Annotated in this window: 25 protein-coding genes and 2 tRNA genes; 23 read left to right on the top strand and 4 right to left on the bottom strand. The window is 71.5% G+C overall.

The window, feature by feature from the left end; genetic code table 11:
• The first annotated feature begins 25 nt into the window (after positions 1 to 25).
• The 11 genes from nadD (at position 26) to BJ976_RS05945 (ending at position 6,019) form a co-directional block, all read left to right on the top strand.
• On the top strand, positions 26 to 601 hold the full coding sequence (gene nadD, locus BJ976_RS05990; protein ID WP_229667174.1) for a nicotinate-nucleotide adenylyltransferase: 576 nt from the start codon (positions 26 to 28) through the stop codon (positions 599 to 601).
• Positions 598 to 1,290, top strand: coding sequence for a hypothetical protein (locus BJ976_RS05985; RefSeq protein ID WP_135027881.1), 693 nt, complete (start codon positions 598 to 600; stop codon positions 1,288 to 1,290). Before nadD ends, BJ976_RS05985 begins: the two co-directional genes overlap by 4 nt.
• Positions 1,291 to 1,320: 30 nt before the next feature.
• The gene (gene rsfS, locus BJ976_RS05980; protein ID WP_135027878.1) at positions 1,321 to 1,743 is read left to right on the top strand and encodes a ribosome silencing factor; all 423 of its coding nucleotides are present in this window, start codon (positions 1,321 to 1,323) and stop codon (positions 1,741 to 1,743) included.
• A gap of 5 nt (positions 1,744 to 1,748) precedes the next feature.
• On the top strand, positions 1,749 to 2,429 hold the full coding sequence (locus BJ976_RS05975) for a histidine phosphatase family protein (protein WP_135027875.1): 681 nt from the start codon (positions 1,749 to 1,751) through the stop codon (positions 2,427 to 2,429).
• A gap of 119 nt (positions 2,430 to 2,548) precedes the next feature.
• Positions 2,549 to 2,621, top strand: a tRNA-Ala gene (locus BJ976_RS05970).
• 76 nt (positions 2,622 to 2,697) lie between these two features.
• On the top strand, positions 2,698 to 3,009 hold the full coding sequence (locus tag BJ976_RS05965; protein ID WP_167736879.1) for a hypothetical protein: 312 nt from the start codon (positions 2,698 to 2,700) through the stop codon (positions 3,007 to 3,009).
• 245 nt (positions 3,010 to 3,254) lie between these two features.
• Positions 3,255 to 3,620 (top strand): ATP-binding cassette domain-containing protein, encoded by a 366-nt coding sequence (locus tag BJ976_RS12005; RefSeq protein ID WP_229667073.1) that lies wholly within the window; start codon positions 3,255 to 3,257, stop codon positions 3,618 to 3,620.
• A gap of 15 nt (positions 3,621 to 3,635) precedes the next feature.
• Entirely contained in the window at positions 3,636 to 4,112 is a 477-nt protein-coding gene (locus tag BJ976_RS12000; RefSeq protein WP_229667071.1) for an AAA family ATPase, read from the top strand.
• Entirely contained in the window at positions 4,109 to 4,855 is a 747-nt protein-coding gene (locus BJ976_RS05955; RefSeq protein WP_135027872.1) for an ABC transporter permease, read from the top strand. The genes BJ976_RS12000 and BJ976_RS05955 overlap by 4 nt, the downstream gene beginning before the upstream one ends.
• 43 nt (positions 4,856 to 4,898) lie before the next feature.
• Positions 4,899 to 5,453, top strand: coding sequence for an ABC transporter permease (locus BJ976_RS05950; protein WP_209280993.1), 555 nt, complete (start codon positions 4,899 to 4,901; stop codon positions 5,451 to 5,453).
• A 179-nt stretch (positions 5,454 to 5,632) separates the two neighbouring features.
• The gene (locus BJ976_RS05945) at positions 5,633 to 6,019 is read left to right on the top strand and encodes a hypothetical protein (protein ID WP_135027869.1); all 387 of its coding nucleotides are present in this window, start codon (positions 5,633 to 5,635) and stop codon (positions 6,017 to 6,019) included.
• Positions 6,020 to 6,061: 42 nt separating this feature from the next.
• Here the strand turns inward: BJ976_RS05945 and BJ976_RS05940 are convergent, their stop codons facing one another.
• Positions 6,062 to 6,712 (bottom strand): TetR/AcrR family transcriptional regulator, encoded by a 651-nt coding sequence (locus tag BJ976_RS05940; protein ID WP_135027866.1) that lies wholly within the window; start codon positions 6,710 to 6,712, stop codon positions 6,062 to 6,064.
• A gap of 48 nt (positions 6,713 to 6,760) precedes the next feature.
• On the opposite strand from BJ976_RS05940, the gene BJ976_RS05935 reads away from it, so the two are divergent.
• From BJ976_RS05935 to BJ976_RS05895, 8 genes are all read left to right on the top strand, one after another.
• The gene (locus BJ976_RS05935; protein ID WP_135027863.1) at positions 6,761 to 7,213 is read left to right on the top strand and encodes a nuclear transport factor 2 family protein; all 453 of its coding nucleotides are present in this window, start codon (positions 6,761 to 6,763) and stop codon (positions 7,211 to 7,213) included.
• A gap of 101 nt (positions 7,214 to 7,314) precedes the next feature.
• Positions 7,315 to 7,806, top strand: coding sequence for a hypothetical protein (locus tag BJ976_RS05930; RefSeq protein WP_135027860.1), 492 nt, complete (start codon positions 7,315 to 7,317; stop codon positions 7,804 to 7,806).
• Positions 7,803 to 8,489 (top strand): DUF6036 family nucleotidyltransferase, encoded by a 687-nt coding sequence (locus BJ976_RS05925; RefSeq protein ID WP_184231835.1) that lies wholly within the window; start codon positions 7,803 to 7,805, stop codon positions 8,487 to 8,489. Before BJ976_RS05930 ends, BJ976_RS05925 begins: the two co-directional genes overlap by 4 nt.
• A gap of 696 nt (positions 8,490 to 9,185) precedes the next feature.
• A tRNA-Ala gene (locus BJ976_RS05920) sits at positions 9,186 to 9,258 on the top strand.
• Positions 9,259 to 9,926: 668 nt separating this feature from the next.
• The gene (locus BJ976_RS05910; protein WP_184231834.1) at positions 9,927 to 11,075 is read left to right on the top strand and encodes an Ig-like domain-containing protein; all 1,149 of its coding nucleotides are present in this window, start codon (positions 9,927 to 9,929) and stop codon (positions 11,073 to 11,075) included.
• A 137-nt stretch (positions 11,076 to 11,212) separates the two neighbouring features.
• Positions 11,213 to 12,664, top strand: coding sequence for a cryptochrome/photolyase family protein (locus BJ976_RS05905; protein ID WP_135027855.1), 1,452 nt, complete (start codon positions 11,213 to 11,215; stop codon positions 12,662 to 12,664).
• A gap of 125 nt (positions 12,665 to 12,789) precedes the next feature.
• The gene (locus tag BJ976_RS05900) at positions 12,790 to 13,758 is read left to right on the top strand and encodes a class F sortase (RefSeq protein WP_135027852.1); all 969 of its coding nucleotides are present in this window, start codon (positions 12,790 to 12,792) and stop codon (positions 13,756 to 13,758) included.
• A gap of 135 nt (positions 13,759 to 13,893) precedes the next feature.
• Positions 13,894 to 14,889, top strand: coding sequence for a DUF305 domain-containing protein (locus BJ976_RS05895; RefSeq protein ID WP_135027849.1), 996 nt, complete (start codon positions 13,894 to 13,896; stop codon positions 14,887 to 14,889).
• Positions 14,890 to 14,973: 84 nt separating this feature from the next.
• On the opposite strand, the gene BJ976_RS05890 is transcribed toward BJ976_RS05895, so the two are convergent.
• Positions 14,974 to 15,342 (bottom strand): histone-like nucleoid-structuring protein Lsr2, encoded by a 369-nt coding sequence (locus BJ976_RS05890; RefSeq protein WP_135027846.1) that lies wholly within the window; start codon positions 15,340 to 15,342, stop codon positions 14,974 to 14,976.
• Between the two features lie 121 nt (positions 15,343 to 15,463).
• Positions 15,464 to 16,798 (bottom strand): 4-aminobutyrate--2-oxoglutarate transaminase, encoded by a 1,335-nt coding sequence (gene gabT, locus BJ976_RS05885; protein ID WP_135027843.1) that lies wholly within the window; start codon positions 16,796 to 16,798, stop codon positions 15,464 to 15,466.
• Between the two features lie 112 nt (positions 16,799 to 16,910).
• Here gabT and BJ976_RS05880 point away from each other — a divergent pair, with 112 nt between their 5' ends.
• Positions 16,911 to 17,879, top strand: coding sequence for a LysR family transcriptional regulator (locus BJ976_RS05880; RefSeq protein ID WP_229667067.1), 969 nt, complete (start codon positions 16,911 to 16,913; stop codon positions 17,877 to 17,879).
• Here BJ976_RS05880 and BJ976_RS05875 read toward each other — a convergent pair.
• Complete coding sequence (locus tag BJ976_RS05875) at positions 17,846 to 18,556, bottom strand: TetR/AcrR family transcriptional regulator (protein ID WP_135027840.1); 711 nt, start codon at positions 18,554 to 18,556, stop codon at positions 17,846 to 17,848. The two genes, BJ976_RS05880 and BJ976_RS05875, sit on opposite strands and share 34 nt — an antisense overlap.
• 188 nt (positions 18,557 to 18,744) lie before the next feature.
• Here BJ976_RS05875 and BJ976_RS05870 point away from each other — a divergent pair, with 188 nt between their 5' ends.
• Genes BJ976_RS05870 through BJ976_RS05860 form a run of 3 tightly spaced genes read left to right on the top strand, consistent with a single transcriptional unit; the run spans position 18,745 to position 23,338 of the window.
• On the top strand, positions 18,745 to 20,268 hold the full coding sequence (locus BJ976_RS05870; RefSeq protein ID WP_268236463.1) for a flavin monoamine oxidase family protein: 1,524 nt from the start codon (positions 18,745 to 18,747) through the stop codon (positions 20,266 to 20,268).
• A gap of 29 nt (positions 20,269 to 20,297) precedes the next feature.
• Positions 20,298 to 21,956 (top strand): APC family permease, encoded by a 1,659-nt coding sequence (locus BJ976_RS05865; RefSeq protein WP_135027839.1) that lies wholly within the window; start codon positions 20,298 to 20,300, stop codon positions 21,954 to 21,956.
• Positions 21,953 to 23,338: an NAD-dependent succinate-semialdehyde dehydrogenase gene (locus BJ976_RS05860; RefSeq protein ID WP_135027836.1), complete on the top strand. Its 1,386-nt coding sequence runs from the start codon at positions 21,953 to 21,955 to the stop codon at positions 23,336 to 23,338. The genes BJ976_RS05865 and BJ976_RS05860 overlap by 4 nt, the downstream gene beginning before the upstream one ends.
• Positions 23,339 to 23,387: the final 49 nt, after the last annotated feature.

Here is a 23,387-nt window from a genome sequence, read left to right as displayed (position 1 = left end):
GCCCCGCCGTCACCGCCTCGGGATCATGGGCGGCACGTTCGACCCGATCCACCACGGTCACCTGGTGGCCGCCAGCGAGGTGGCCGCGGAGTTCGAGCTGGACGAGGTCGTGTTCGTCCCCACCGGCCAGCCCTGGCAGAAGTCCGACAAGCAGGTGAGTCCGGCCGAGCACCGCTATCTCATGACGGTGGTGGCCACCGCGTCCAACCCCCGCTTCACGGTGTCCCGCGTGGACATCGACCGCCCGGGCAACACCTACACCGTGGACACCCTGCGGGACATCCGGGCCCGCCGGCCCGACTCCGAGCTCTTCTTCATCACGGGGGCCGACGCCCTGGGGCAGATCCTGACCTGGAAGGACGTCGAGGAGCTGTGGGACCTGGCGCACTTCGTGGGCGTCACCCGCCCCGGCTACGCCCTGGCCGACCTCGGGCTCGAGGACGACATCTCGCTCATGGAGATCCCCGCCATGGCCATCTCGTCGACCGACTGCCGCGACCGCGTGGCCCGCGGGCGGCCCGTCTGGTACCTCGTCCCGGACGGCGTCGTCCAGTACATCAACAAGCACCACCTCTACGACACCGAGGGAGACCGGCCATGACCACGCCCCACGGGTCCGAGGGGGCCGACCGCGAGGACGAGCTGCTGCGCGCCGTCCTGGCGGAGGAGACCGCCGCGGACGAGGCGGAGCACGGCCGTCGCGACCCCATCAGCCCGGCAGCCCGTGCCCGGCTGCGCTCCGGCACGGCGGCGCCCACGCCACGGCAGCGCCCCAGCGTCGACGACGTCGACGGGAGGGTGGACCGGGCGCGGTCCGTGCCCGAGACCACCGCGCCGGGTGCCGTCATCGGTGACGAGGCCGCAGCGCCCGAGCCGACGTCCTCCGCCCAGGTGTTCATCGGCGCCGACGCCGAGACCCCCGATCTCGCACGCACATGGCGGCATCGCCCCCGCCTCGCCGGCACGCCCGCCACGGCCGCCGAACCCCCGGCCGAGCCGGAGGCCGCCCCGGAGGAGGCGCGCATCGACCGCCGGGTCGAGGCGTTCTCGCCCTGGACCCGTCTGCACTCCCCGCAGGACGACGCCGACTCCGTGTCCCTCGTCCCGTCGCCTCGGCCTGCCGCCGCGACTCAGGGGGACGCCGTCGCGCCCGCCGCCCCGGTGACCGCGCCTCCGGCGCGCGACGGGGAGCCCGCCGGCGCCGGTTCACGGAACCGCGCCCTTCTCCTGCTGGGGGCTCTCGTGCTCCTGGCCCTGCTCGTGGCCGTCCTCGTGGCCGCCCTCACCTGATCTCCGCACACCCCCACCCTTAGGAGCACCGTGACCGTTCCCCAGACCACCCTGGACGCCCTCAAGGTGGCCGCCGCCGCGGCCGTCGAGAAGGTGGCCACGCACGTCGTCGCCGTGGACGTGGCCGAGCGCCTCGGCCTGACCGACGCGTTCCTGATCGCCTCCGGCGCCTCCGAGCGCCAGGTCAACGCCATCGTGGACGGGATCGAGGAGCGCCTCCTCGTGGCGGAGCAGATCAAGCCGCTGCGTCGTGAGGGCCGGTCGGACGGTCACTGGGTGCTCCTCGACTACGGCCACTTCGTGGTGCACGTCCAGCACCGGGAGGACCGCGAGTTCTACGCGCTGGACCGCCTCTGGAAGGACAGCCCCCAGATCGACCTGGGCCTGCCCGACGACGCCGTCCGACCGGACACCGACGCCGACGCCGAGGCGGCCGGCGCCCCGCGCTCCTGAACCCCGTGCGGCTGATCCTGCTGCGGCACGGGCAGACCGAGTGGAACGCCCTGGACCGCTACCAGGGCGGCTCGGACGTGGAGCTGAACCGCACCGGTGAGCGGCAGGCGCGCGCGGCGGCCGCCGGTCCGGTCGGTGACCTCCTCCAGCAGGCCTGCGCCCTGAGGGCCGTCACCTCGCCCCTGGTGCGCGCGCGCCGGACCGCCGAGATCGTCCTGGAGGACTCGGTGGGCGCCGCGGACCTGACCGTGGACCCCGAGCTGCGGGAGCTCGGCGGCGGTGCCTGGGAGGGCCTGGAGATGGCCACGATCGCGCAGCGGTGGCCCCGGGAGCATCACGCATGGCGCACCGTGCCGGATCTCGACGCCGGTCCGGTCGGGGGTGAGGTGCTCCGGGTGGGAGGGCAGCGCGTCCTGGCGGCCGCGGCCAGACACGCCGCGGAGGCGGGGTGGCCCGCGTCCGACCTCGACGCCCCCGGGGACGACGGGCCGCGCACGCTGCTCGTGGTCGCCCACGGGGCCGTCATCCGCGCCGCCGTGGGGCTCGCCCTCGGCCGGGAGGGTCCTGAGTTCGCCGCGATCCCGCGCATCGACAACGCCCGCGCCGCCGTCCTCGAGGGGGCCTTCACGCGGGCGGGGGGCTCGGGTGGCCCCGGCCGCTGGAGCCTGGTCGGCTACGGCATCTGAGCGGGTCGCTCCCAGCGGACCGGGCACTGGAGTGGACGACGGGTGCGCCGTGGTCTATACTTGTCGAGTTGCCTGAACGCATTCGGAGACATCCGAGTCAGACGGCGGCACCCGCACTCGGGGGTATGGCGCAGTTGGTAGCGCGTCTGCATGGCATGCAGAAGGTCAGGGGTTCGAATCCCCTTACCTCCACCCAAGTTGTCTTACGGGAACACGCGACATCGAAAGATGTGGGGTGTTCCCGTAAGTCGTTTCTGCCCTCGCACTCATGCTCTGCGTCCGCGTCGTCATCGTTGGTGCCGGTGCTTTCGCGGACGATGGTCGCGAAGGGTTCGGCGAGCCTGGGGCGGAGTTGTTCGTCGTCGGTGATGTCGAGGCGGGTGTAGAACGCCTGGTTCGCCAGCCGCCGGTCGGCATCTCCCGATCGCGCGTACGCGCGGTGCGCATCAGTGAGCAACCGCAGCGAGTCGTGCAGGAACGCCCGCCCTCCGGTGTGGTGCTCGTCGTGCTCGGCAAGGCGCTGGTTCACGTCGGCCAGGCCCGCCCGGATGCGGTCTTGGTGCCGCTTCAGGGTCGGTAGGTCGATGGCGTCGGCGAGCTCACGCTTGAGGTGCTTGTTTTCCTCCTGCATGCTCTCGCCGGCAGGCACTGGTGCTGCCTGGTGGCCGTGGCGGTTGCACCACATCCGCAGGGTCTCCTCGCCAACGCCCACTTGCGGGGCGATGGCCCGGATCGAGTGTGAGCGAGGCCCTCCCTGGGTGGCTTGGCGCTCGAGGACCATCCGCACGGCGCGTTCACGCAGCTGAAGGGCTGTACTTCTTGGGCATGTTCCGATTCTCCTTCAGTTGGATCGGAACGAAACCTAGGGCGCTTCAGTTCCTCGGCCCCAACGGGTCGGGCAAGTCCACCACGATGAAGATGCTGCTCTCCCTCATCCGTCCCACCTCCGGGCATGCCGAGGTCCTCGGGCAGGAAATGACCCGCGCCACGAGGCGTCAGCTCCTCGGGCAGATCGGGTCACTGATCGAGTCACCGCCGGGATACGCGCACCTGACGGGTCGGGAGAACGTGCGCATCGTGCAGCGACTCCTGGGCCTGAACGATCAGCAGGTGGAGACGGCGGTGCAGATGGTGCGGATGCAGAACCAGATGGACAAGAAGGTCCGGGAGTTCTCTCTCGGGATGAAGTAGCGTCTAGGGATCGCGATGGCCCTGGCCCGACAGCCCAAGCTCTTGATCCTGGACGAGCCGACGAACGGCCTGGACCCTGCAGGGATCGAGGAGATACGCGTACTGCTGAAGCGCCTCGCCGACGGCGGCGTCACCGTCATAATGTCCTCGCACCTGCTCGGCGAGGTGGATAAGACCGCGACCGTACTCGGCATCCTCAGCCAGGGCCGCATGATCTTCCAAGGCACCCGCCAGAAGCTCTTCTCTGCCGCCACCCCGGATGTGCTCATCGACTCCACCGACCCCGGCCATGCACACAGGGTGCTCGCCCGAAAGTTCGGCACCACGCTGGAGAACCAAGCCGTGATCCGGATGCCCGGCGCCAACGACCAGACCACGGCCAGGGCGGTCGTAGCGCTCGTCGGCGCACGGATCGGCGTGCACGGCGTGCGCCGGGATGAACAGTCGCTGGAGGACGTGTTCATGACCCTCACCGCAGGCGGCGGACTATGAACGGGAAGATCGTCACGAATGAGTTCGCGAAGATGCGCCACCTCCACGTCTGGCTCATCGCCGCCCTCCTGCTGGTCGTGACAACCGGGTTCGCGCTCTACACCGGCGTCTTCAGCCCCGACTTCGACCGGGCAACCGGTGGCGCGTGGAACTCCCTGCTGAACTCCTTCGGCGGAGTCGCACCACTGGTATCGCCTCTGCTGCTGGCGATCATGGCCAGCCGGCTTGTCGATATCGAGCACGTCGGAGGCGGATGGCTCATGTCCTCCGTCTCAGGCGCTACGTCGGGCGCACTGTGCCGAGCGAAGATGCTCGCACTTGCCGTCCTCGTCGTCGTCGCGACCGTGGCCGCCAGTGTGCTCGTCGCCGCGACGGGGTTCCTCACCGGGATCGAGGCGCCGTGGCCCGCGGGGCGGTGGATCGGGCTGACCGTCATGATTCTCATCGTCAACCTGGTGCTCGTCGCCCTCGCTGTCATCATCGCCGCCCGTGTCGAGAACCAGCTGGTCGGCATCGGGATCGGCCTGCTCGGAACCGTGCTCGGCCTCATCGCCAGCAGCATGCCCGCCTGGTTCGTACACCTGACCCCGTGGGGGTACTACACGCTCGCGGCCGTCACCGGCTACGACGACGCCGAGCTGGTCGCCATCACACCGTCGTACCTCAGCATCGCCGGACTGGCCATCGTCGCCATCGTTGCGTTCAGCATCTTCACCAGCCGGTTCGACCGCCAGGAGGCCTGATATTCACGCCATCGCCACCGAGTTCATCAAGCTCAAGCGCTCAATGAGCTGGGCCGTCGTGATCCTGCTGCCGGCCGTCTTCGTGCTGCTCGGCACGATCATGACGATCATCGACGGCACCGGCCTCGACGACGGCTGGAACACTCTTTGGATGCGCTCGTTCGTGTTCTACGGCCTCTTCCCGCTGCCCGTCGGCATCGCGATCCTCGCCTCCCTCATCTGGCGACCCGAGCACCGCGGAAGCAACTGGAACGCGCTGATGAGCGGACCCACCCCGTCGCTGCGGATCGTCGTCGTGAAATCGCTGACGGTCGCTCTGCTCGCCGCGATCATGCAGACCATCGCCCTGGCCATCGTGATCCTGCTCGGCAAACTCGTCTTCGGGCTACCGGGGTTCCTGCCGTCCACGTACTGGGGCATCTTCGCGATGATCGTGCTCGGCTGCATCCCGGTCGCAGCACTCCAATCCTGGCTATCGATGGTGATGCGCTCCCTCGCCGCCCCGATCGCGGTCGCCTTCCTCGGCTCCGGGTTCTCCTCGTTCCAGCTCGTGGCGAAACTCGACCCGGTGATGTTCCTCGCCCCTACGCCGCGCTGACCCGCGCGACCCAGCTCGGCACCGCCGCCTTCGCCGACACCGGCACGATCACCGGGAGCATCCTCATCATGATCGCCGCCGCATCCGTCCTGCTCACCGCCGCAGCCACTGCCCTCAACACCGCCGTGCTCGAACGCGGCGACGCACGCACCTGAACCCGCCCGCACCGGAGGAACAGCATGTCCGAATCACACACCAACAGTGCATCGCAGCCCAAGGACTCTCCGTCTTCTGTCTGGGCGAACACGCCGACCGCGACGAACGCCCCCATCGAGCAGGCGCAAGCCACGGGCCGGAAACGCTCAGGATGCGGCTACGGTCTGACCGCGATCATCACCTCGGCCTGCTCGATCGTGATCGCGATCGTCCTGCCGCACCTCGCGGTGATCCTCGCCGCCGGTGCCGCAATCCTCGCCGGGGTCGGGACGCGCCGCAGCATGACCACAACCGCGCGAAAGCTCGCACTCACAGTACTCATCCTCTCGATCATCGTCTTCGTCGCCGCCGTGATCTACATGATCTACACCGTCGTTCAGGGGTTCGCGAGGTGGGAACAGCTCCAGTGATCACATTGGGCAGAGTTGGGACAGGGGTGTAGGTCGGCGCGATCAGTTCTGGAGAGCATAGGGCGGCTTCCTGGCCGCTTTCCCATCTCCCGGCACCTGGATCGCGCTGCGGTCGCCTGCGTAATCGAGAGCGTCGAGAGCGGCGTGGATGGTGTGGGCCGTGAACGTTTCATCGATCGACGGAAGTCCTGGCAGCACCGCGCGCATCAGCAGTGGGCCGGTGAGCAGGTCGGCGATCCAGCCGGAATCGGCGCATGCCACTATCTCGCCGCGCTCGGCCGCACGGTCGACGATCACCCGCGTGTACGTCCGGCGTGGTCCGAGGTAGTCGGACAGGAACGGTGCGCCCTCGCTCGGGTTCGCATCCACCTCCGCGATCCAGCCCGCGAAGCCCCGGATGACGACGGGATCGGTGAACAGACGGCGCTGCCGGTGCTGCACCTCGATCAGGTCACCGACGAGCGTGCCGGTGTTGATGTCCTCGTCGGTGCCGTGACGGGACGCGAGCAGACGGGGCACGAGGTCCGCGAGGTTGTGGAAGCGCCGGTAGAAGGCGGGCTTGTTCGTGCCCGCCCTCGCGGCGACCTCATCCACAGTGACCCGCGCGTAGCCGCGTTCGACCACCAGCTCCGCGAACGCCTCCAGGATGCGCTCGTCGGTGTCATCCTTGCGCGGGCGACCGGAACGAACCATGATGTTACTAATAGTAACGGAAGTCAGGATCGGAACGAGGAGGCCCGCATGTACAAGCGCATCGTCCGCGCCAAGGTCCGGTCCACGTTCGACCGCATCAACGCCGGCGACTACATGGCCATGGTCGACGGGCTCGCCCCGGAGTTCGAGTACCGCTTTCACGGCGACCACGCCCTCGGCGGTCGGCGTACCAGCAGGGAGGCGATGATCCGGTGGTGGCAGCGCACGCTCCGACTGCTGCCCAGCGCACGGTTTGATATCCAAGACGTGCTCGTGAACGGCGTTCCCTGGCGCACGCGCGTTGCTGTGCGGTCGCTCGTCGCGGGCGACCTGCCGGACGGCGGACGCTACGAGAACACGGTGTTCCAGTTTCTCACCCTTTCCTGGGGCGAGGTGACCTCCGTCGAGACCGTTGAGGACCTCCAGGTGCTCGAACGCGCGCTGCGCATCGTTGCCGAGGCGGGGGAACCGGAAGCCCTCGCAAGTCCCATCGCAGACTGAGCGATACGCGCGCAGGTCTCCTCGCTGGCTGAGCACCCCGTCGCGCTCGGGACTTTCCGCGGCAGGTCTGGGAGAATAGGGACGGAGGGAAGGAGGCGGTGATGGTGTTCCAGGGTGAGGTGCTGTCGATTGGTGCGCTGCTGGAGCGCGCCCAGACCGCCCCTGGCGCGGTGCCGAGAACCCGTGTCGGTGTGCGTCACACCGCGGCCGGTAACGCCACACTCGCCGCGGCCCTGCTGAGCGCCGGAGATGATCTGGAGGTGGGCTGGCGGTTCGGCATCCTCCAGACCCTCGATGACTACACCTCCACCCTCCGCCGGGGCGGTGTGCAGCTCGCGGCCGAGGTGTTCGCCACCGAGCCCGCACCCACCGGGTCGGTGCAGCTCGACGCGGCGTTCGCTGCGCTGGCCGACCACCTGGCCGAGCGCGACGGCTGGACGCCTCCTGCCTGGGCGCTCGACCCCGCGCGCCGTGCCGAGGGATGGTTCCCGGCCGTGCCCGCGATCTTCCGGGACGAGGCCAAGCAGGACAGCCCGCGGGCGTTCCGTCAGCGGGGCATCTTCATCACCGGACGGTCGCTGAACCGGGCATGAACCAGCACGGCGCCGTACTGGATGCCACGCACGTCCGCGCCCTGTTCCAGGAACTCTCCGACCGCCTCGGGGCGGCAGGGGTGCACGCGCAGCTGTTCGTCGTGGGCGGGGCGGCCATGGCACTGGCCTATGACCAGGGCCGCCTTACCCGCGACGTGGACGCCCTGTTCATCCCCGCACCGGAGGTCCGCGAGGCCGCCGAGATGATCGGTGCCTCGCACGGGCTGGAGCCGGACTGGCTCAACGACGCAGCCAAGGGCTTCCTGCCCGGCCAGGACGAGCACCCGGTCACCGTGTTCGAATCCGAGTCACTGCTGGTGCAAGTCGCCTCACCGGAGTACCTGCTGGCGATGAAGCTCCATGCCTCGCGCGATGAGCGCGACCTCGACGACGCCGCAACCCTGTTCCTTCGCCTCGGCTACACCACCGCCGAACAAGGCATCGAGCTGCTGACGAGCACCTACCCGACCGGGCGTCTCCTGCCCAGGCACCGCTACATCGTGGAAGACGTCGCCCAGCGCTCCGTAGCCCGCCGCGCAGAGCAGAAGTCCGCGCCACAGAAGACCGACCGGCGACCGCCCCAGCAGAGCACCGAGCGCCGTTCCAAGCTCCCACCGTCAGAGGCGTTCGGGCGAGGCTCGGGACGACCGCGCGGCCCGCAGCCGCCCACGCTCGGACCCTGAACCCACCCCAAGAGAAGACCCGAAGCATCAACGAAACCCGCGCACCGAGCACCCTTCACTCCGAAGAACTCATCAATTCACACAGCGACACCAGTCGCGCCGTCATCGCGTCTTCGCCCACACCGTGCCCCTGTGTATGCCGAACTGCATCGCGATCACTTTCACGCTCACGCCACGCTCGCGCGCTGTTCGCATAGCGTCCACTTCGCTGTCCGTGAGCCGTGGTCGAGGTCGTTTACTTGGTTCCGCCGACGCGCCGATCAGCGCGTCATCCGCCTCGCCTTCACCGTCGGCATCAGGGCGAATTCCTCGATTCCACGCGGAAACCAGCCTCTCGACCCGTGGTCGCCTGTTCCCGCAGCGTTCCATTGCGTCCACCGCGTGGAAGGGCCGGGACATCACATGATGTCCCGGCCCTTCTCGCATGTCAGCCTGCCGTTCCCCCTGATTCGAGGGCAGGAACGTGGCGCGCGTCAGGCCGGGGTGGGGGCGTGCCGTGGCGGCAGGATGACCGTCCGGCCTGGTGGCGGTCACCGGAATCCTGTCCGCCTCCGCCGTCGGCGGATCGTCACCGGCTCGGACGTCAGCGGCATCCCCGAGACCATTCCGCACCGGCGATTTGCGCAGGGGCCCGCGGCTCGGTTAGTGTTCTCGAGTCGCTCCGGCCCGGTCCGCCGGCGAGGGGCGCCCGATCTCGGGGGTATGGCGCAGTTGGTAGCGCGTCTGCATGGCATGCAGAAGGTCAGGGGTTCGAATCCCCTTACCTCCACGGAAGATCGAAGGCCCGGTCCACACGGACCGGGCCTTCGTCGTGCAGATCGACGGTCAGGACGTGGTCACCAGCGCCTCCGGGGCGCGGCGCTCGTGCATCAGTGAGGACGCTCCAGCGGCAGGGCCGGGTCGAACGCCGCGCCGGGGTCGATCCTGCACTCCTGGATGCGCCGGATCGGGTCCGGGAGCATGCGCCGCCCGGAATGCGCACGAGGGTTCCGGAGGGCATCGAATGCGGGCGTGCTCGACCTACACGCCCACCGAGCCCCTCCCTCCGACCCGCACGCTGCGCCACTGGTAGCCGGCCCGGCCGATCGCCCACGCGTTGCACGAGGCCACGGAGGAGCCGACGACGTGGCCGCCCACGGACAGCCGGTCACCGCGAAGCCGAGTTTCACGGCCTCGCCCAGGTAGTCGTGACCCATTGCCGCGTGGTCGACCTTCCCGGCTCCGCGGTAGGGCCGCAGGTCCGAGCCGCACACGCTCCCAGCGGTCACGCGGAGCGCCGCGTCTGTGGGCGCCTCGTCCCGCGGGCCCGACCCGAGCGTCGCCCGTGACGTCACGGCGTTTGGTAATTTTCCAGGCCGATCTCAGTATGCTGACAGCAGCATGACCGACGTCACCGCTCTATTGCGCTGTCCGCCCCCTCCCGATCTGAGGAGCACCATGACCACCGTTCGCCTCCACACCCCCCGCCTCGCCGCCGCCGTCCTCGGCGCTGCCGTTCTGGCAGGCGGCGCCGCGGCGCCCGCCTCCGCCGCCGACTGGACCGAGGAGCACGGCGTGCCGGCCGGCACGTTCTTCTCCAGCTTCGCCGGTCAGTACGCGCCGATCGAGTTCGGTCTGCAGGACAACTTCGACGCCTCGGATGTGCGCGTCGTGGTCACGGCCGCCGACGGAACCACCACGGACCTCGAGGTCTCCGCGTGGGACTTCGATCCGAACGCGGAGGTGGCCCCCGCCTTCCCGACCCCCGTCATCTACTCGACGCTGGCCGACGCGGGGCTCATCGACACCACCGCGCTCCTCGAGGCCGCAGCCCTGTCCGAGGGCGACGACTACTCGATCGACGTCTACGGCGCGGGCCAGCTGGCCTTCGGTGCCGCCGTCGACGCGGAGGGCACCCTCACCCCCTATGAGGACGAGGACTACTTCCCCCATGACGAATGGGCCCGCAACGCCACGTGGTACGTCCAGACGGACCAGAATGAGACCCACATCACCTACCTCACCACCGACGGCGATGGTGCTGCGGCCCCGATGAAGGCCACCCTCGTCACGAAGCCCGAGAACGGCACGGTGACCATCGGTGAGTTCTCCTACGGCTATACCCCCGACGAGGACTTCCTGGGCCGGGACTCCTTCACGGTGGAAATGACCCAGCTGGGCGAGACCCGCACAGTGACCTTCGTGGTGGACGTCTTGGACCTGCCGGGCGACTCCACCCCCACCCCGATCGAGCCCGCCGAGCCGGAGCCGACCCCTGAGCCGGAGCCGACCCCTGAGCCGGAGCCGACCCCTGAGCCGGAGCCGACCCCTGAGCCGGAGCCGACCCCTGAGCCGGAGCCGACCCCTGAGCCGACCCCTGAGCCGGAGCCGACCCCTGAGCCGGAGCCGACCCCTGAGCCGGAGCCGACCCCTGAGCCGGAGCCGACCCCTGAGCCGGAGCCGACTGCGCCTGTCGCGGACGAGGACGGCCACACCGTGCCGGAGAAGGTCGAGACCGGCGACACCGCCGCCTGGTGGCTGGCGGGTCTGGCGGCCGTGAGCGCCGTCGCGATGGTGCGCTTCCGCCGCTCCTTCGGCCTGCGCTGAGCAGTGCGGGTCCGGCTGGTCCGGGCCCACATCACCGCGAGGGCGGTCGTCGTGGTATGACGGCCGCCCTCGCCGCGTCCGGTCCGCAGCCGTGGGACCGTCGCGCAGGGGCGGCACCGCCGGGCATGCTGGAGCCCATGACCACCCTGCTCTGGCTCCGCGACGACCTCCGCACCCTCGACCATGAGGCGCTCACCGCCGCGATAGCGGAGGCGCGGGGGCAGGACGAGGGGCGTGGCGACGTCGTCGCGCTGTGGATCCGGGAGGAGGGCGCGGAGGACGACGACGCCGGCCGGCTCGGTCCGCGGCCGCTCGGGGCCGCCACGCGCTGGTGGTATCACCGCAGCCTCGAAGCGCTCGACGTCCGGCTGCGGGACCTGGGCATCCCGTTGGTGTTCGCCCGCGGGGACGCCCGCGCGGTGGTGCCCGACGTCGCCGCCGGACTGGACGCGTCCGTGGTGCGGTGGTCGCGCCGGTACGCCCCGCGATCCCGGGCGCTGGACGCCCAGGTCAAGACCCTGCTGGGCGAGGCGGGGCGGGAGGCCCACAGCCACCCCGGCGCGCTGCTCACCGAACCGTGGGAGGTGACCACGGGTGCCGGAGGCAACTACCGCGTCTTCACGCCCTTCCACCGGGCGGCCGCCGACGTCCCGGTGAGCGCCGTGCTCCCGGTGCCCGAGGCCCTGGACGGACCCTCCGCACGCACGCGGGACGCCCTCGCCGCCCTGCGGGACGCGGGCGTGCTCACGGACGTCGAGGGGCTGGAGCTGTTGGACCGCACGCCGGAATGGTGGCGGGACACCGTGGCGGAGCACTGGACGCCGGGGGAGGAGGCGGCCCTCGACGCCCTGGACGCCCTCGAGGTCGCCCTGGACGGCTACGGGCAGAGCCGGGACGTGCCCGGCGACCCGGACTCCACATCCCGGCTCTCACCCCGGCTGCGGTCGGGCGAGCTGTCCCCGCGCACCCTGTGGCACGCCGCGCGCCGCGCGGGGGAGTCGGACGTGGCCGTGCAGGACGCCCGCGCGTGGACCCGCCAGCTCTACTGGCGGGAGTTCTGCTGGTCCCTGGCCTACCACTACGCGGACTTGGACTCGGTGCCGCTCCGCCCCGAGTTCGGCGCGTTCCCGTACCGGCCGGACCCGGCGCTCGCCCGGGCGTGGCAACGGGGCGAGACGGGGCTGCGGCTCGTGGATGCCGGCATGCGGCAGCTGTGGAAGAGCGGCTGGATGCACAACCGCGTGCGCATGGCCGCGGCGTCCCTGTTCTGCAAGAACATGCTCCAGCCCTGGCAGGACGGCGAGGCCTGGTTCTGGGACACCCTCGTGGACGCGGACGAGGCCAACAACCCCGTCTCCTGGCAGTGGGTGTCCGGTTCAGGAGCCGACGCCTCGCCGTACTTCCGCATCTTCAACCCGGACACGCAGGCGGTGAAGTTCGACGCCGACGGACGGTACGTGGCGCGGTGGGTGCCCGAGGCGGACCAGCCGCTCAGCGGCTACCCCGAGCCGGTGGTGGACCTGAAGGCCTCCCGCCAGGAGGCGCTGGACGCCCACGCGGCCATGAAGGCGGCCGCCGGTCTCGGCTGAGGTCAGGGCCGATCCGGGCTCACGGGCGTCTCGGGCCCTGCTCGCGCACTACGCTCAGTGTGGGGCTCCGGGACAGCCATACCGGGTCGTCGGCCCCACCCCGCACCATCATCGGAGGGACCACCGTGAGCACGGGACTCAAGCGCGGCATCTGGGCCGCCCTGCTGTTGATCTGCCTGGCTGTGGGCGCGTTCGCCCTGCGTGGAGCCTTCGCGTTCGGCGAGCCGCCCATCACCCCGGCCACTCCGTCGCCCGCCCCCGCGGCGGCCGGCACGAGCGCCTCGAGTCCGCAGCCGGCGACCTCGTCCGCGAACGGCTCCTCGGCCTCCGCGCTCTCCACCACGAAGGCCGCGCCGGCGGCGACCTCACCGAGCGCGACGACGGCGGCGACGTCCGACGCTGTGGAGCCGCCGTCCGCGCCCGCCCCGGCCACCACGGCGGCCGCGTCCTCGGATGGGGCGGCCGAGGACACGGCCACGGCCGCCGAGACCGCACCCGAGGAGTCCGCGTCGGACCCGGGCGCCGCCGCGCCCGCACCGGCCGAGGAGCCCATCGCGGAGGACGAGGTGGCCGCCCGCATGACGGGCCCGGCCGCGCCGTGGGAGGACGTGACCGCCGCCCCTGCGCACATCGACGTCTACGCGGACGGCGAGCTGATCATCGGTGCCCCGATCCAGCTCGTGCAGATGCAGGACGGCGGCGAGCTGAACCCCGACCCCGAGACCGTCGGCTGGTATGGACCGCCGCAGTGGGGGACCACCCCGGGAGAGATGTCGGGGCACCCGGGGATCCTCACCGGCCACGTGCGCAACTACGGCGGCAAGGACGTCTTCTGGAACCTGCAGGGGCTGGCGGCCGGCGCGCTCGTGGTGGTGACCTACGACGACGGCACGCAGGCCGCCTTCCGCACCGACGCGGACGCGGTGTCCATGGGCAAGGACGCCCTCACGCACGACCCCGCGTACGGCTGGGCGTGGGAGCTGCCGACGGAGGGCACGAAGCTCACGCTCATCACCTGCGACGCCGACAGCGGCCCGGGAGCGGTGGGCACGTCGACGAACAACTGGGCCGTGCAGGCCACACGCGTGGCCTGACCCTCCCGCCGGACCGCGCGCCGTTTCCCACGCGCGCGGCCGAGCGACTACCGTTCTGAGGGCCGGTGGCCGTCCGCGCCCGCCGGTCGCGTCCGCCCGCCGGGCCGCGTGAGAACCCCGAGAGGACCGCCCGTCATGACCCGATCCGCCCCCGCCCGCCCCGCGCGCTGGACCACGGCCGCCGGTGGAGGGCTGCTGGCCCTCACCCTCGGGCTCACCGGATGCGGCACCGCGGCCACCCCGGACCAGTCGGGCCGGCCCGGGCAGGCGGAGGGCTCCAACACCTACCTGGAGGGCGTCCTGGCCACGCCGAGCGCCACCTCGGCGGACCCGCTGGCCGGGGACGTGCGGTTCGTGACCACGCTCCTGCTCAACCACTACGACATCGTCCAGGAATCCGACGAGATCCTCGGACGCGAGGGGATTAGCGACGAGGTGCGGGGCGTCGCCGAGTCCGTGCGGGCCGACGCACAGGGACGCATCGGCACCCTCACCGCCCAGCTCGAGACGTGGGGCGAGGAGGTGCCGGCGCCGCCGCAGCCTCTGGGGGCATCGAGCTCCGCCCCCGCCCCGGCGGCCACGGTGGACGCCAGTGAGGCCGAGGTGTCCGCGAAGCGGCAGGCGGCCCAGAACATGGTGGCCGGCCTGCTCACGGACTCGGACAAGAACGCGCTGGTCACGGCGGCCGACGGCTCGGCCCAGACCATCTACCTGCTGCACATGCACCGCCTGTACCAGGGCGGCGTCACCCTGGCGGGCACCGAGCGGGACGAGGGCACCGATGAGCAGACCCGCGCCCTCGCTGAGCAGCTGATCGAGGACCACCAGGACCGCATGGAGGAGCTCGTCCTTCTGCTCAACAGTCGTGGAGCGATCGGCGCCGACCCCGCGCCGACGGAGGCGCCCTCCGGGTACACCGGACCCGTGGTGATCGAGAGCGCCGTGGGCGCCGACGGCTCCAACGTGGACTACACGCCCTCGGCCCTGTACGAACTCTGGTCCCGGCTGCCCCCGCCCCCCTCGGACGCGGCCTCCGGCTCGGCGGAGGGCTCGCCGAGCCCGACGCCCACGCCCGCCGACACCGCCCGGCCGACTCCGTCCCCCGGGGCCTCTGCCAGCCCCTCCGAGTGAGCCCGCGGAGCGCGTGTCCGGTTCCGGACGCGGAACGACCCCCTCGCCGTCCTGGCGAGGGGGTCGTCGCGTGTCCGGGGCGGGTCAGCCCTTCTTGGCGCCGCGGTTCGTGTAGGCCTCGACGATCTCGGCGGGGATGCGTCCCCGGTCGCCGACCTCGTAGCCGTTCTCCTGGGCCCACGCGCGCACCGCCTTGGTGTCGGTGCCCGACTTGCGGCCGGCGCCGCCGGAGCGGGAGGAGGTGGCGCGAGGGGACGTGGCCTTGCCCATGGGGCGGGCGGCGTCGGTGTACCGGCGCATCTGCTCGGCAAAGGCGTCGAGGACCTCCTCGAGCTCGGCGCGGTGCTCCTCGTTGAGGTCGATCGCGTACTCCTTGCCGCTCACGGTGAAGTACACGGTCTCGGCCGGCGTCGAGCCGTCGAAGTCGTCGGCGATCGTGGAAATGGTGGCCATGATTGTTCCTCACTGTTCGAATACCGTCGAGATAGACGATAGTGGATATCTTCCGATCAGTGAATTCCCTCCCGTTATCGGGGATGGTCGTGCCGCCATTCCCCGGCCCTCCCTGGACCGTTCAGGCGGCCGCGAGCGCCTCGCTGACCACGCCGAGCCCTTCACGCAGCAGCTCCTCGGAGATCACCAGCGGGGGAAGGAAGCGGACCACGTTGCCGTACGTGCCGCACGTGAGCAGCACGACGCCGGCCCGGCGGGCGGCCGCGGCGACCGCGCCGGTCAGAGCGGCGTCCGGCTCGCCGGTGGCCGGGTCCACGAACTCGAGCGCCATCATGGCGCCACGGCCGCGGATCTCGCCGATGCGCTCGTCTAGGTGGCGCTCGAAGTGCTCGCGGATGACGCGCTCGATCATCTGCGCCCGTCCCAGCAGGCCGTCCTCCTCGATCGCCTCGAGCACGGCCAGGGCGGCGGCGCACGCCACCGGGTTGCCGCCGTAGGTGCCGCCGAGGCCACCCGGGTGCACCGCGTCCATGATCTCGGCGCGGCCGGTCACCGCGGACAGCGGCATCCCGCCGGCGATGCCCTTGGCGGTGGTCATCAGGTCCGGCTCGATCCCCTCGGTCTCGGAGGCGAACCACGTGCCGGTGCGGGCGAAGCCGGACTGCACCTCGTCGGCGATGAACAGCACGTCATTGGCCCGGCACCAGTCCACGATCGCCGGCAGGAACCCCTGGGCGGGGACGATGAACCCGCCCTCGCCCTGGATCGGCTCCATGATCACGGCGGCCAGGTTGTCCGCGCCGATCTGCTTCTCCAGCGCGCTGATGGCGTGGCGGGCCGCGGTGGCGCCGTCGAGCCCGTCGCGCAGCGGGTACGAACCGGGGACGCGGTAGACCTCGGGGGCGAACGGGCCGAAGGAGTGCTTGTACGGCATGGACTTGGCGGTCAGCGCCATGGTGAGCGTGGTGCGGCCGTGGTAGGCGTGGTCGAAGGCCGCGACGGCCTGCTTGCCGGTGAAGGCGCGGGCCACCTTGACGGCGTTCTCCACGGCCTCGGCGCCGGAGTTGAAGAGGGCGGTGCGGGTCTCGCCGGAGAGGGGGGCCTTCTCGCCCAGCTTCTCGGCGACCGCCACGTAGCCCTCGTACGGGGTGACCATGAAGCAGGTGTGGGTGAAGGAGGCGACCTGCTCCTGCACGGCCTGGACGACCTTGGGGTGGGACGCGCCCACCGAGGTCACGGCGATGCCGGCGCCGAGGTCGATGAGGCGGTTGCCGTCCACGTCCTCGATGATCCCGCCCTCCGCACGGGCGGCGAACACCGGCATGGTGGCGGCCACGCCCGCCGGGACGGCGGCCTTCTGACGCTCCGCGAGCGCCTGGGACTGCGGGCCGGGCATGGCGTCGGTGAGGTGGCGGGACTGCTCGAGCGGGGGACGGGTCTGCGTGGGGACGGCCATGGGGGATCTCCTGGGGTCGGGACGGTGGGGACGTCGGTGCGGAGTTCATCGTGCGCGGTCCTGCGGCATCACGTCCAATGATGAGCCCTGATGCCGCCTATGCTCCTGGAGCATGACCTCGCAGGAACCCGTCGCCGCCTCGACCGACGCTCCCGCCGCGGGCGGGGATCCTGGCCCGCGCGTCCTGGACCCCGTGCTGCTGCGCACCTTCGTGGCCGTGGCCGACGCGGGCACGGTCACCGAGGCCGCGCGCCGCCTGCGTCTGGTGCAGTCGGCACTGACACGCCACCTGCAGCGCCTGCAGCGCGAGCTGGGCCTGGCCCTGTTCGCGCCGGCCGGTGCCCGGCTGCGCCTCACCCCCGCCGGGCACGCCTGGCTGCCGGTGGCCCGCGGCGTCCTGGATGCCCACGCCCACGCGCGGCAGGCCGCCGCCGTGCTGGCGGCCGGCCGTCTCACCGAGCTCGCGGTCGGCGCCCCGGGGACCACGCTGATCGACGTCGTCGTCCCGTTCCTCACCGTCCTCGGGCCGGAGGACCCGGTGGTGCGCGTCGCCGAGACACAGTTGGACGACTCCCTGCTGCAGTCCGTGGCCCAGCACGACCTCGTGGTGCTGCCCTCGACCCCGCCGGCGCAGGTGGCCGCCCTGCCCCTGCGGCGCATGCCCGTGTGGGCCTGCGTGGGCCCGGCGCACCCGTGGGCGGAACGGGCGGAGGTGGACGTCGCGGAGCTCGCCGGGGCCCGCCTCGTGCTGCCCTCCCGCTCGTTCAAGGCCCGACGCGTCCTGGACGGCGCCCTCGAGGTGGCCGGCGCCGGCCCCCGGGACGTCGTGGAGGCGAACTCGGGCCGGGTGGCGCAGGCCCTGGCCGCCAACGGCTCCGCGGTGGCGGTGGTCACCGAGGACCCCGCCTTCGGGCTGCGGCCCCTGCGGATCCGGGTCGGCACGGAGACGCTCGGGGTCCACCTGCACGCGGTGTGGCGTCACGACCACTTCGCCGCGGACCAGATCGCCGCCGTGGCCGATCGACTGCGGGCCTTCGTCCGCGAGCGCTACCCGGAGGACGGCGACGCCGGCCCCGGCTGAGGCGAGGCGGTGTCGAGTCCGGCGAGCAGGAGGTCCAGGCCGGCCTCGAAGGGGGCGTCCGCGTAGGGGTTGGCCCCGCTGGGGGCCGCCGCGTGCCCGTCGTCGCGGAACGCGGACACCGCGTGCTGCAGGGCGGGGACCGCCTCGGCCGCGTCGGCCACCTCGAAGATGTCCGCCGGCGCCCCCACGTCGTACGCCGAGCCGTAGATGAAGGACTCGAGCGCGATCACCCGCGCCAGGTGGGCGCCCGGGGGCAGCCCGGTCCGGGCCAGGGCCGCGCACACGGCCTCGTAGACCTCCTGTGTGCGGGGCGCCCCCGCGATGGGCATGGTGGCGATGACCGGGATGAGCGGCGGATGGGCGGCGAAGACGGCCCGATAGGACCGTGCCCAGGCCCGGAGGGCCTCCGAGACCGCCATCTCGCCGCGGGCCGCGCGCTCGAGCTCCGCCGTGGACACCCCATCCATCACGGCGTCCTGCAGGAGCGCCATCAGCTCGTCCTTGCCGCGGATGTGGTTGTACAGCGCGCTGGGGGCGACGGCGAGGCGGCGGGCGATGCGGGCCATGGTGAGCGCCTCGTAGCCGCTCTCCGCGGCGATCTCCAGGGCGGCCCGACAGATCCCCTCCCGGGTCACGGCGGGGCTGAGCGGGCGTCCGCGGCGGCGTGGCGTGGGCATGGTGGGCTCCTCCTGGGCTGGGGGCTCCCCGCATGATCCCATGCGGCGAGAGGGCCGGACGTCGGGGACCCGCCGACGGGGGTTCCCGGAGCGACGGGCAGGCGCTACAGTGAGCGCCGCCACAGTTTATGAATGGCATTCATTAGAGCGTGGCGACATCCCCGCCCCCAGCCCCCCGGGAGAGACCAGTGAGCACCGAACATCCGAGCACCGCCGAAGCGACCCCCCGCACCGCACGCGACTGCGACGTCGTCGTCATCGGCGCCGGCCCCGCCGGCCTCATGGCGGCACGGACCCTGACACGGCACGGCCTGAGCGTGACCGTCCTCGAGGCGCGGGACCGCGTGGGCGGGCGCACCTGGAACGGCCTGGTCCAGGGCGCCGACGGGCGGGAGCACTTCATCGAGATCGGCGGCCAGTGGATCTCCCCGGACCAGACCCGCCTCACCGCGCTCGTGGAGGAGCTCGGCCTGCCCACCTTCCAGCGGTACCGCGAGGGCGCCTCCGTGTACCTCTCCCCGGACGGCACCCGCCACGTGTACGACGGCGAGATGCCCGTGTCCGAGACGACCCAGGCGGAGATGGACCGGCTGATCGCCGAGCTGGACGCGCTCGCCGCGGAGGTCGGCGCCACCGCCCCGTGGGACCACCCCCGCGCCGCCGAGCTGGACGCGGTGCCCTTCCGCACCTGGCTGACCTCCCTCTCGGAGGACCAGGAGGCCATCGACAACGTCTCCATCTACGTGGCCTCGGGCATGCTGACCAAGCCCTCCACCACGTTCTCGCTGCTGCAGGCCGTGCTGATGGCCGCCTCCGCCGGCTCCTTCTCGAACCTGGTGGACGAGGACTTCATCCTCGACGCGCGCGTGGAGGGCGGCATGCAGTCGGTCTCCCGCGCCATGGCCGCCGAGCTGGGGGAGGACGTGGTCCTCGGCCAGCCGGTGCGCACCCTGCACTGGGCCGAGCCGGACGCCGCCACCGCCGACGCCCTCAACGAGGTCGCCGCGGACGTGCGCGACGGCGTCCCGCAGGACGGTGGCCCGGGCGACGTCCTCGCCGTCACCGAGGACTACGAGGTCCGCGCGCGCTACGCCGTGCTCGCCGTGCCGCCGAACCTCTACTCCCGCATCTCCTACGTCCCGCCGCTGCCGCGCCGGCAGATGGTCGCCCACCAGCACCTGTCCATGGGCCTGGTGATCAAGGTGCACGCCGTGTACGAGACCCCCTTCTGGCGCGAGGAGGGCCTGTCCGGCACCTGCTTCGGCGGCGGGCGCCTGGTCCAGGAGCTCTACGACAACACCAACCGCGGGGCGAACGACGCCGGCGGCGAGCCCGGCGTCGAGGACACGTGCGGCACGATGGTCGGCTTCGTGTCCGACGTGCACGCCGAGCGCATCTGGGAGCTGCCCGCCGAGCGCCGCCGTGAGGAGATCCTGGAGGCCATGGCCGAGTACCTCGGCCCGCGGGCGAAGGAGCCGGTGGCGTTCTTCCTGTCCGACATGGCCGCGGAGGAGTGGACCCGCGGGGCCTACGCCACGAGCTACGACCTGGGTGGCCTCTCCCGCTGGGGCCACCTGCAGAACCGTCCCGTGGGCCCGATCCACTTCGCATGCTCGGACATCGCCGCGGAGGGCTACCAGCACGTCGACGGCGCCGTCCGGATGGGCGAGGCGGCCGCCCTGGCCATCGTCGACCAGGAGCGCCGCGGCTGACGCCGCGGCCCGCAGACAAGGAGCCGCCCATGAGCGCATCCCCCTCCGGCTCGCATGCCGCCCCGCGGCACGACGAGCACGTGTACCCGTCCACCGCCGAGGTCGAGCAGGTCTCGCTGCTGAACCCGGCCGGCGTCAGCAACAAGGGTCTCGAGGCCGGCAAGGTCGGCCTCATCGGCGCCGTCGTGATCGGCATCAGCGTGGTCGCCCCGGCGTACACGCTCACCTCCGGACTCGGCCCCACCATCAGCACGGTGGGCACGCACGTGCCGGCGATCCTGCTGCTGGGCTTCGTGCCCATGCTGCTCGTGGCCCTCGGCTACCGGGCGCTGAACACACGGGTGCCGGACTCCGGCACCTCCTTCACCTGGGCCACGCACGCCTTCGGTCCCTACGTGGGCTGGATGGGCGGGTGGGGTCTCATCGCGGCCTCGGTGATCGTCCTGTCCAACCTGGCGGCCGTGGGCGTGGACTTCACGTTCCTGCTCCTGGCCCAGGTGACGGGCGACGAGGCCCTGGCCGACCTGGCCGGGAACCTCTGGGTGAACATCCCCCTGACGGTCCTCTACCTGGCCCTGGCCGGGTGGATCTCCCACCGGGGCATGGAGGCCACCAAGAAGCTGCAGTACGTCCTCGTGGTCTTCCAGCTGGTGGCCCTGGGCGCCTTCGCCGTCGCCGCGCTGGTCCAGGCCTCGAACGGGGCCGGATTCGACCCCACTCCGGTGGAGCTGGACTGGTTCAACCCCTTCACCGCGGGCGACTTCTCCGTGGTCGCCGCAGGCGTGTCCCTGTCCATCTTCCTCTTCTGGGGCTGGGACGTGACCCTGACCATGAACGAGGAGACGAAGGATCCGGAGCGCACCCCCGGGCGGGCCGCCTCGGTCACCGTGCTCGTCATCATCGCGGTGTACGTGCTGAGCGCCCTGGGCGTGATCGCCTGGGCGGGCGTGGGCACGGAGGGCCTGGGCGCCGGCAACGAGGAGAACCAGGAGTCCATCTTCGCGGTGCTCGCCGGCCCGGTCCTCGGTCCCTTCGCCGTGATCATGTCCAGCGCCATCCTCATCAGCTCGCTCGCGTCGCTGCAGTCCACGATGATCTCCCCGGCCCGCACGCTGCTCGCCATGGGCTTCTACCGGGCCGTCCCGCCGAAGTTCGCCGAGCTCAGCCCGCGCTTCAACAGCCCCGCGTTCGCCACGTGGGTCTGCGCGGCGGCCGCGGCGGCGTTCTACGTCGTCACCCGGCTGGTCTCAGAGAACGCCCTGTGGGACACCATCACCGCCCTCGGCCTGATGATCTGCTTCTACTACGGCATCACCGCGCTGGCCTGCGTGTGGTACTTCCGCCGCGAGTGGTTCACCTCGGCGGGCAACGCGCTCACGACCTTCCTCTTCCCGCTGCTGGGAGGCATCGTTCTGCTGGTGATGTTCACCGTGACCGCCGTGGACTCCACCGACCCGGACTACGGCTCCGGCTCGAGCGTCGGGGGTGTCGGCACCGTGTTCATCCTCGGCATGGGGGTGCTGCTGCTCGGCGTGGCCCTGATGCTCTGGACCCGGCTGCGCCACCCGGCCTACTTCCGGGGGGAGACCCTTCCCCGGACCGACTCCACCCGACCCATCCCGATCATCCGCCCGGACGACGACGGCGCCGCCGTCGTCGCCGACCCGAACGAGAGGACCCGCCCATGAGCACCCATCCCGGCTACCGCGTCCAGGATCCGGCCACCGACCAGGTGGTGGAGACCTTCGACGCCCTGCAGGACGCGGAGATCGACCCCGTGCTGGCCCGCGCCGCCGAGGCCCAGCGTGCGTGGGCCGCCCGACCCATCGAGGAGCGCGGCGAGGTCGTGCGGAAGGTCGCGGACCTGTTCGCCGAGCGGAAGGACGAGCTCGCCCGCATCATCGCCGAGGAGATGGGCAAGCGCGTCGCCGAGGGGGTCGAGGAGGCCGAGTTCTGCGAGGCGATCTTCGGCTACTTCGCCGAGAAGGGCCCCGCCCTGGCCGCGGACCGGCCCATCGAGACGTTCAGCGGCGGCAGGGCCATGATCCGGCACCTGCCGCTGGGCGTGCTGCTGGGCATCATGCCGTGGAACTTCCCCTACTACCAGATCGCCCGCTTCGCGGCGCCGAACCTGATGCTCGGCAACGCGATCGTGCTCAAGCACGCCGAGATCTGCCCCCGCTCCGCGCAGGCCGTGCAGCGGATCATGGACGACGCCGGTGTGCCCGAGGGCGTCTACACGAACGTGTTCGCCACGCACGAGCAGATCGCCACGATCATCGCGGACCCGCGCGTGCAGGGCGTCTCCCTCACGGGCTCGGAGCGCGCCGGCGCGGTGGTGGGCGCCCTGGCCGGGCAGCACCTGAAGAAGGCCGTGCTGGAGCTCGGCGGCTCGGACCCGTACATCGTCCTGGACACGGACGACGTCGCCGAGGCCGCGCGCACCGCCTGGGCCACCCGCATGTACAACATGGGCCAGGCCTGCAACTCCAACAAGCGCATGATCGTGTCCGCGGACCTCCACGACGCGTTCGTGGCCGAGCTGGTCTCCCTGGCCCAGGCCATGCGCCCGGGGGAGTCCGCGTCGGAGGACGAGACGGTGTACACCCCGCTCTCCTCCCGTGCCGCCGCCGAGGCGCTCGCGGAGCAGGTGGCCCGCGCCCGGGAGCAGGGCGCCACCGTCCACGTGGGCGGCGAGCTCACCGACGACGCCGGCGCCTACTTCTCCCCGACCGTGATCACCGGCGTCACCGCCGAGATGGACGCCTACCGGGAGGAGCTCTTCGGCCCCGTGGCCGTCGTCTATCGGGCGGACTCCGCCGAGGAGGCGCTCGCGCTCGCGAACGACTCGCAGTACGGGCTCGGCGGCGCCGTCTTCTCCCGGGACCAGGAGCTCGCCGAGGGCGTGGCCCGCCGTCTGGAGGTGGGCATGGCGAACGTGAACACGCCGGCCGGCGAGGGCGCGGAGATCCCGTTCGGCGGCGTGAAGCGCTCCGGCTTCGGCCGCGAGCTGGGCCCGCTCGGCATGGACGAGTTCGTCAACAAGCAGCTCTACTTCGTCCACGACTGACGCCCCCGCGGACGACGCCGGCCCGTCACCTCCCAGTGGAGGTGGCGGG

The organism is Micrococcus flavus (assembly GCF_014204815.1).
GTDB lineage: Bacteria > Actinomycetota > Actinomycetes > Actinomycetales > Micrococcaceae > Micrococcus > Micrococcus flavus.
This window is presented reverse-complemented; position numbering and strand designations above follow the sequence as displayed.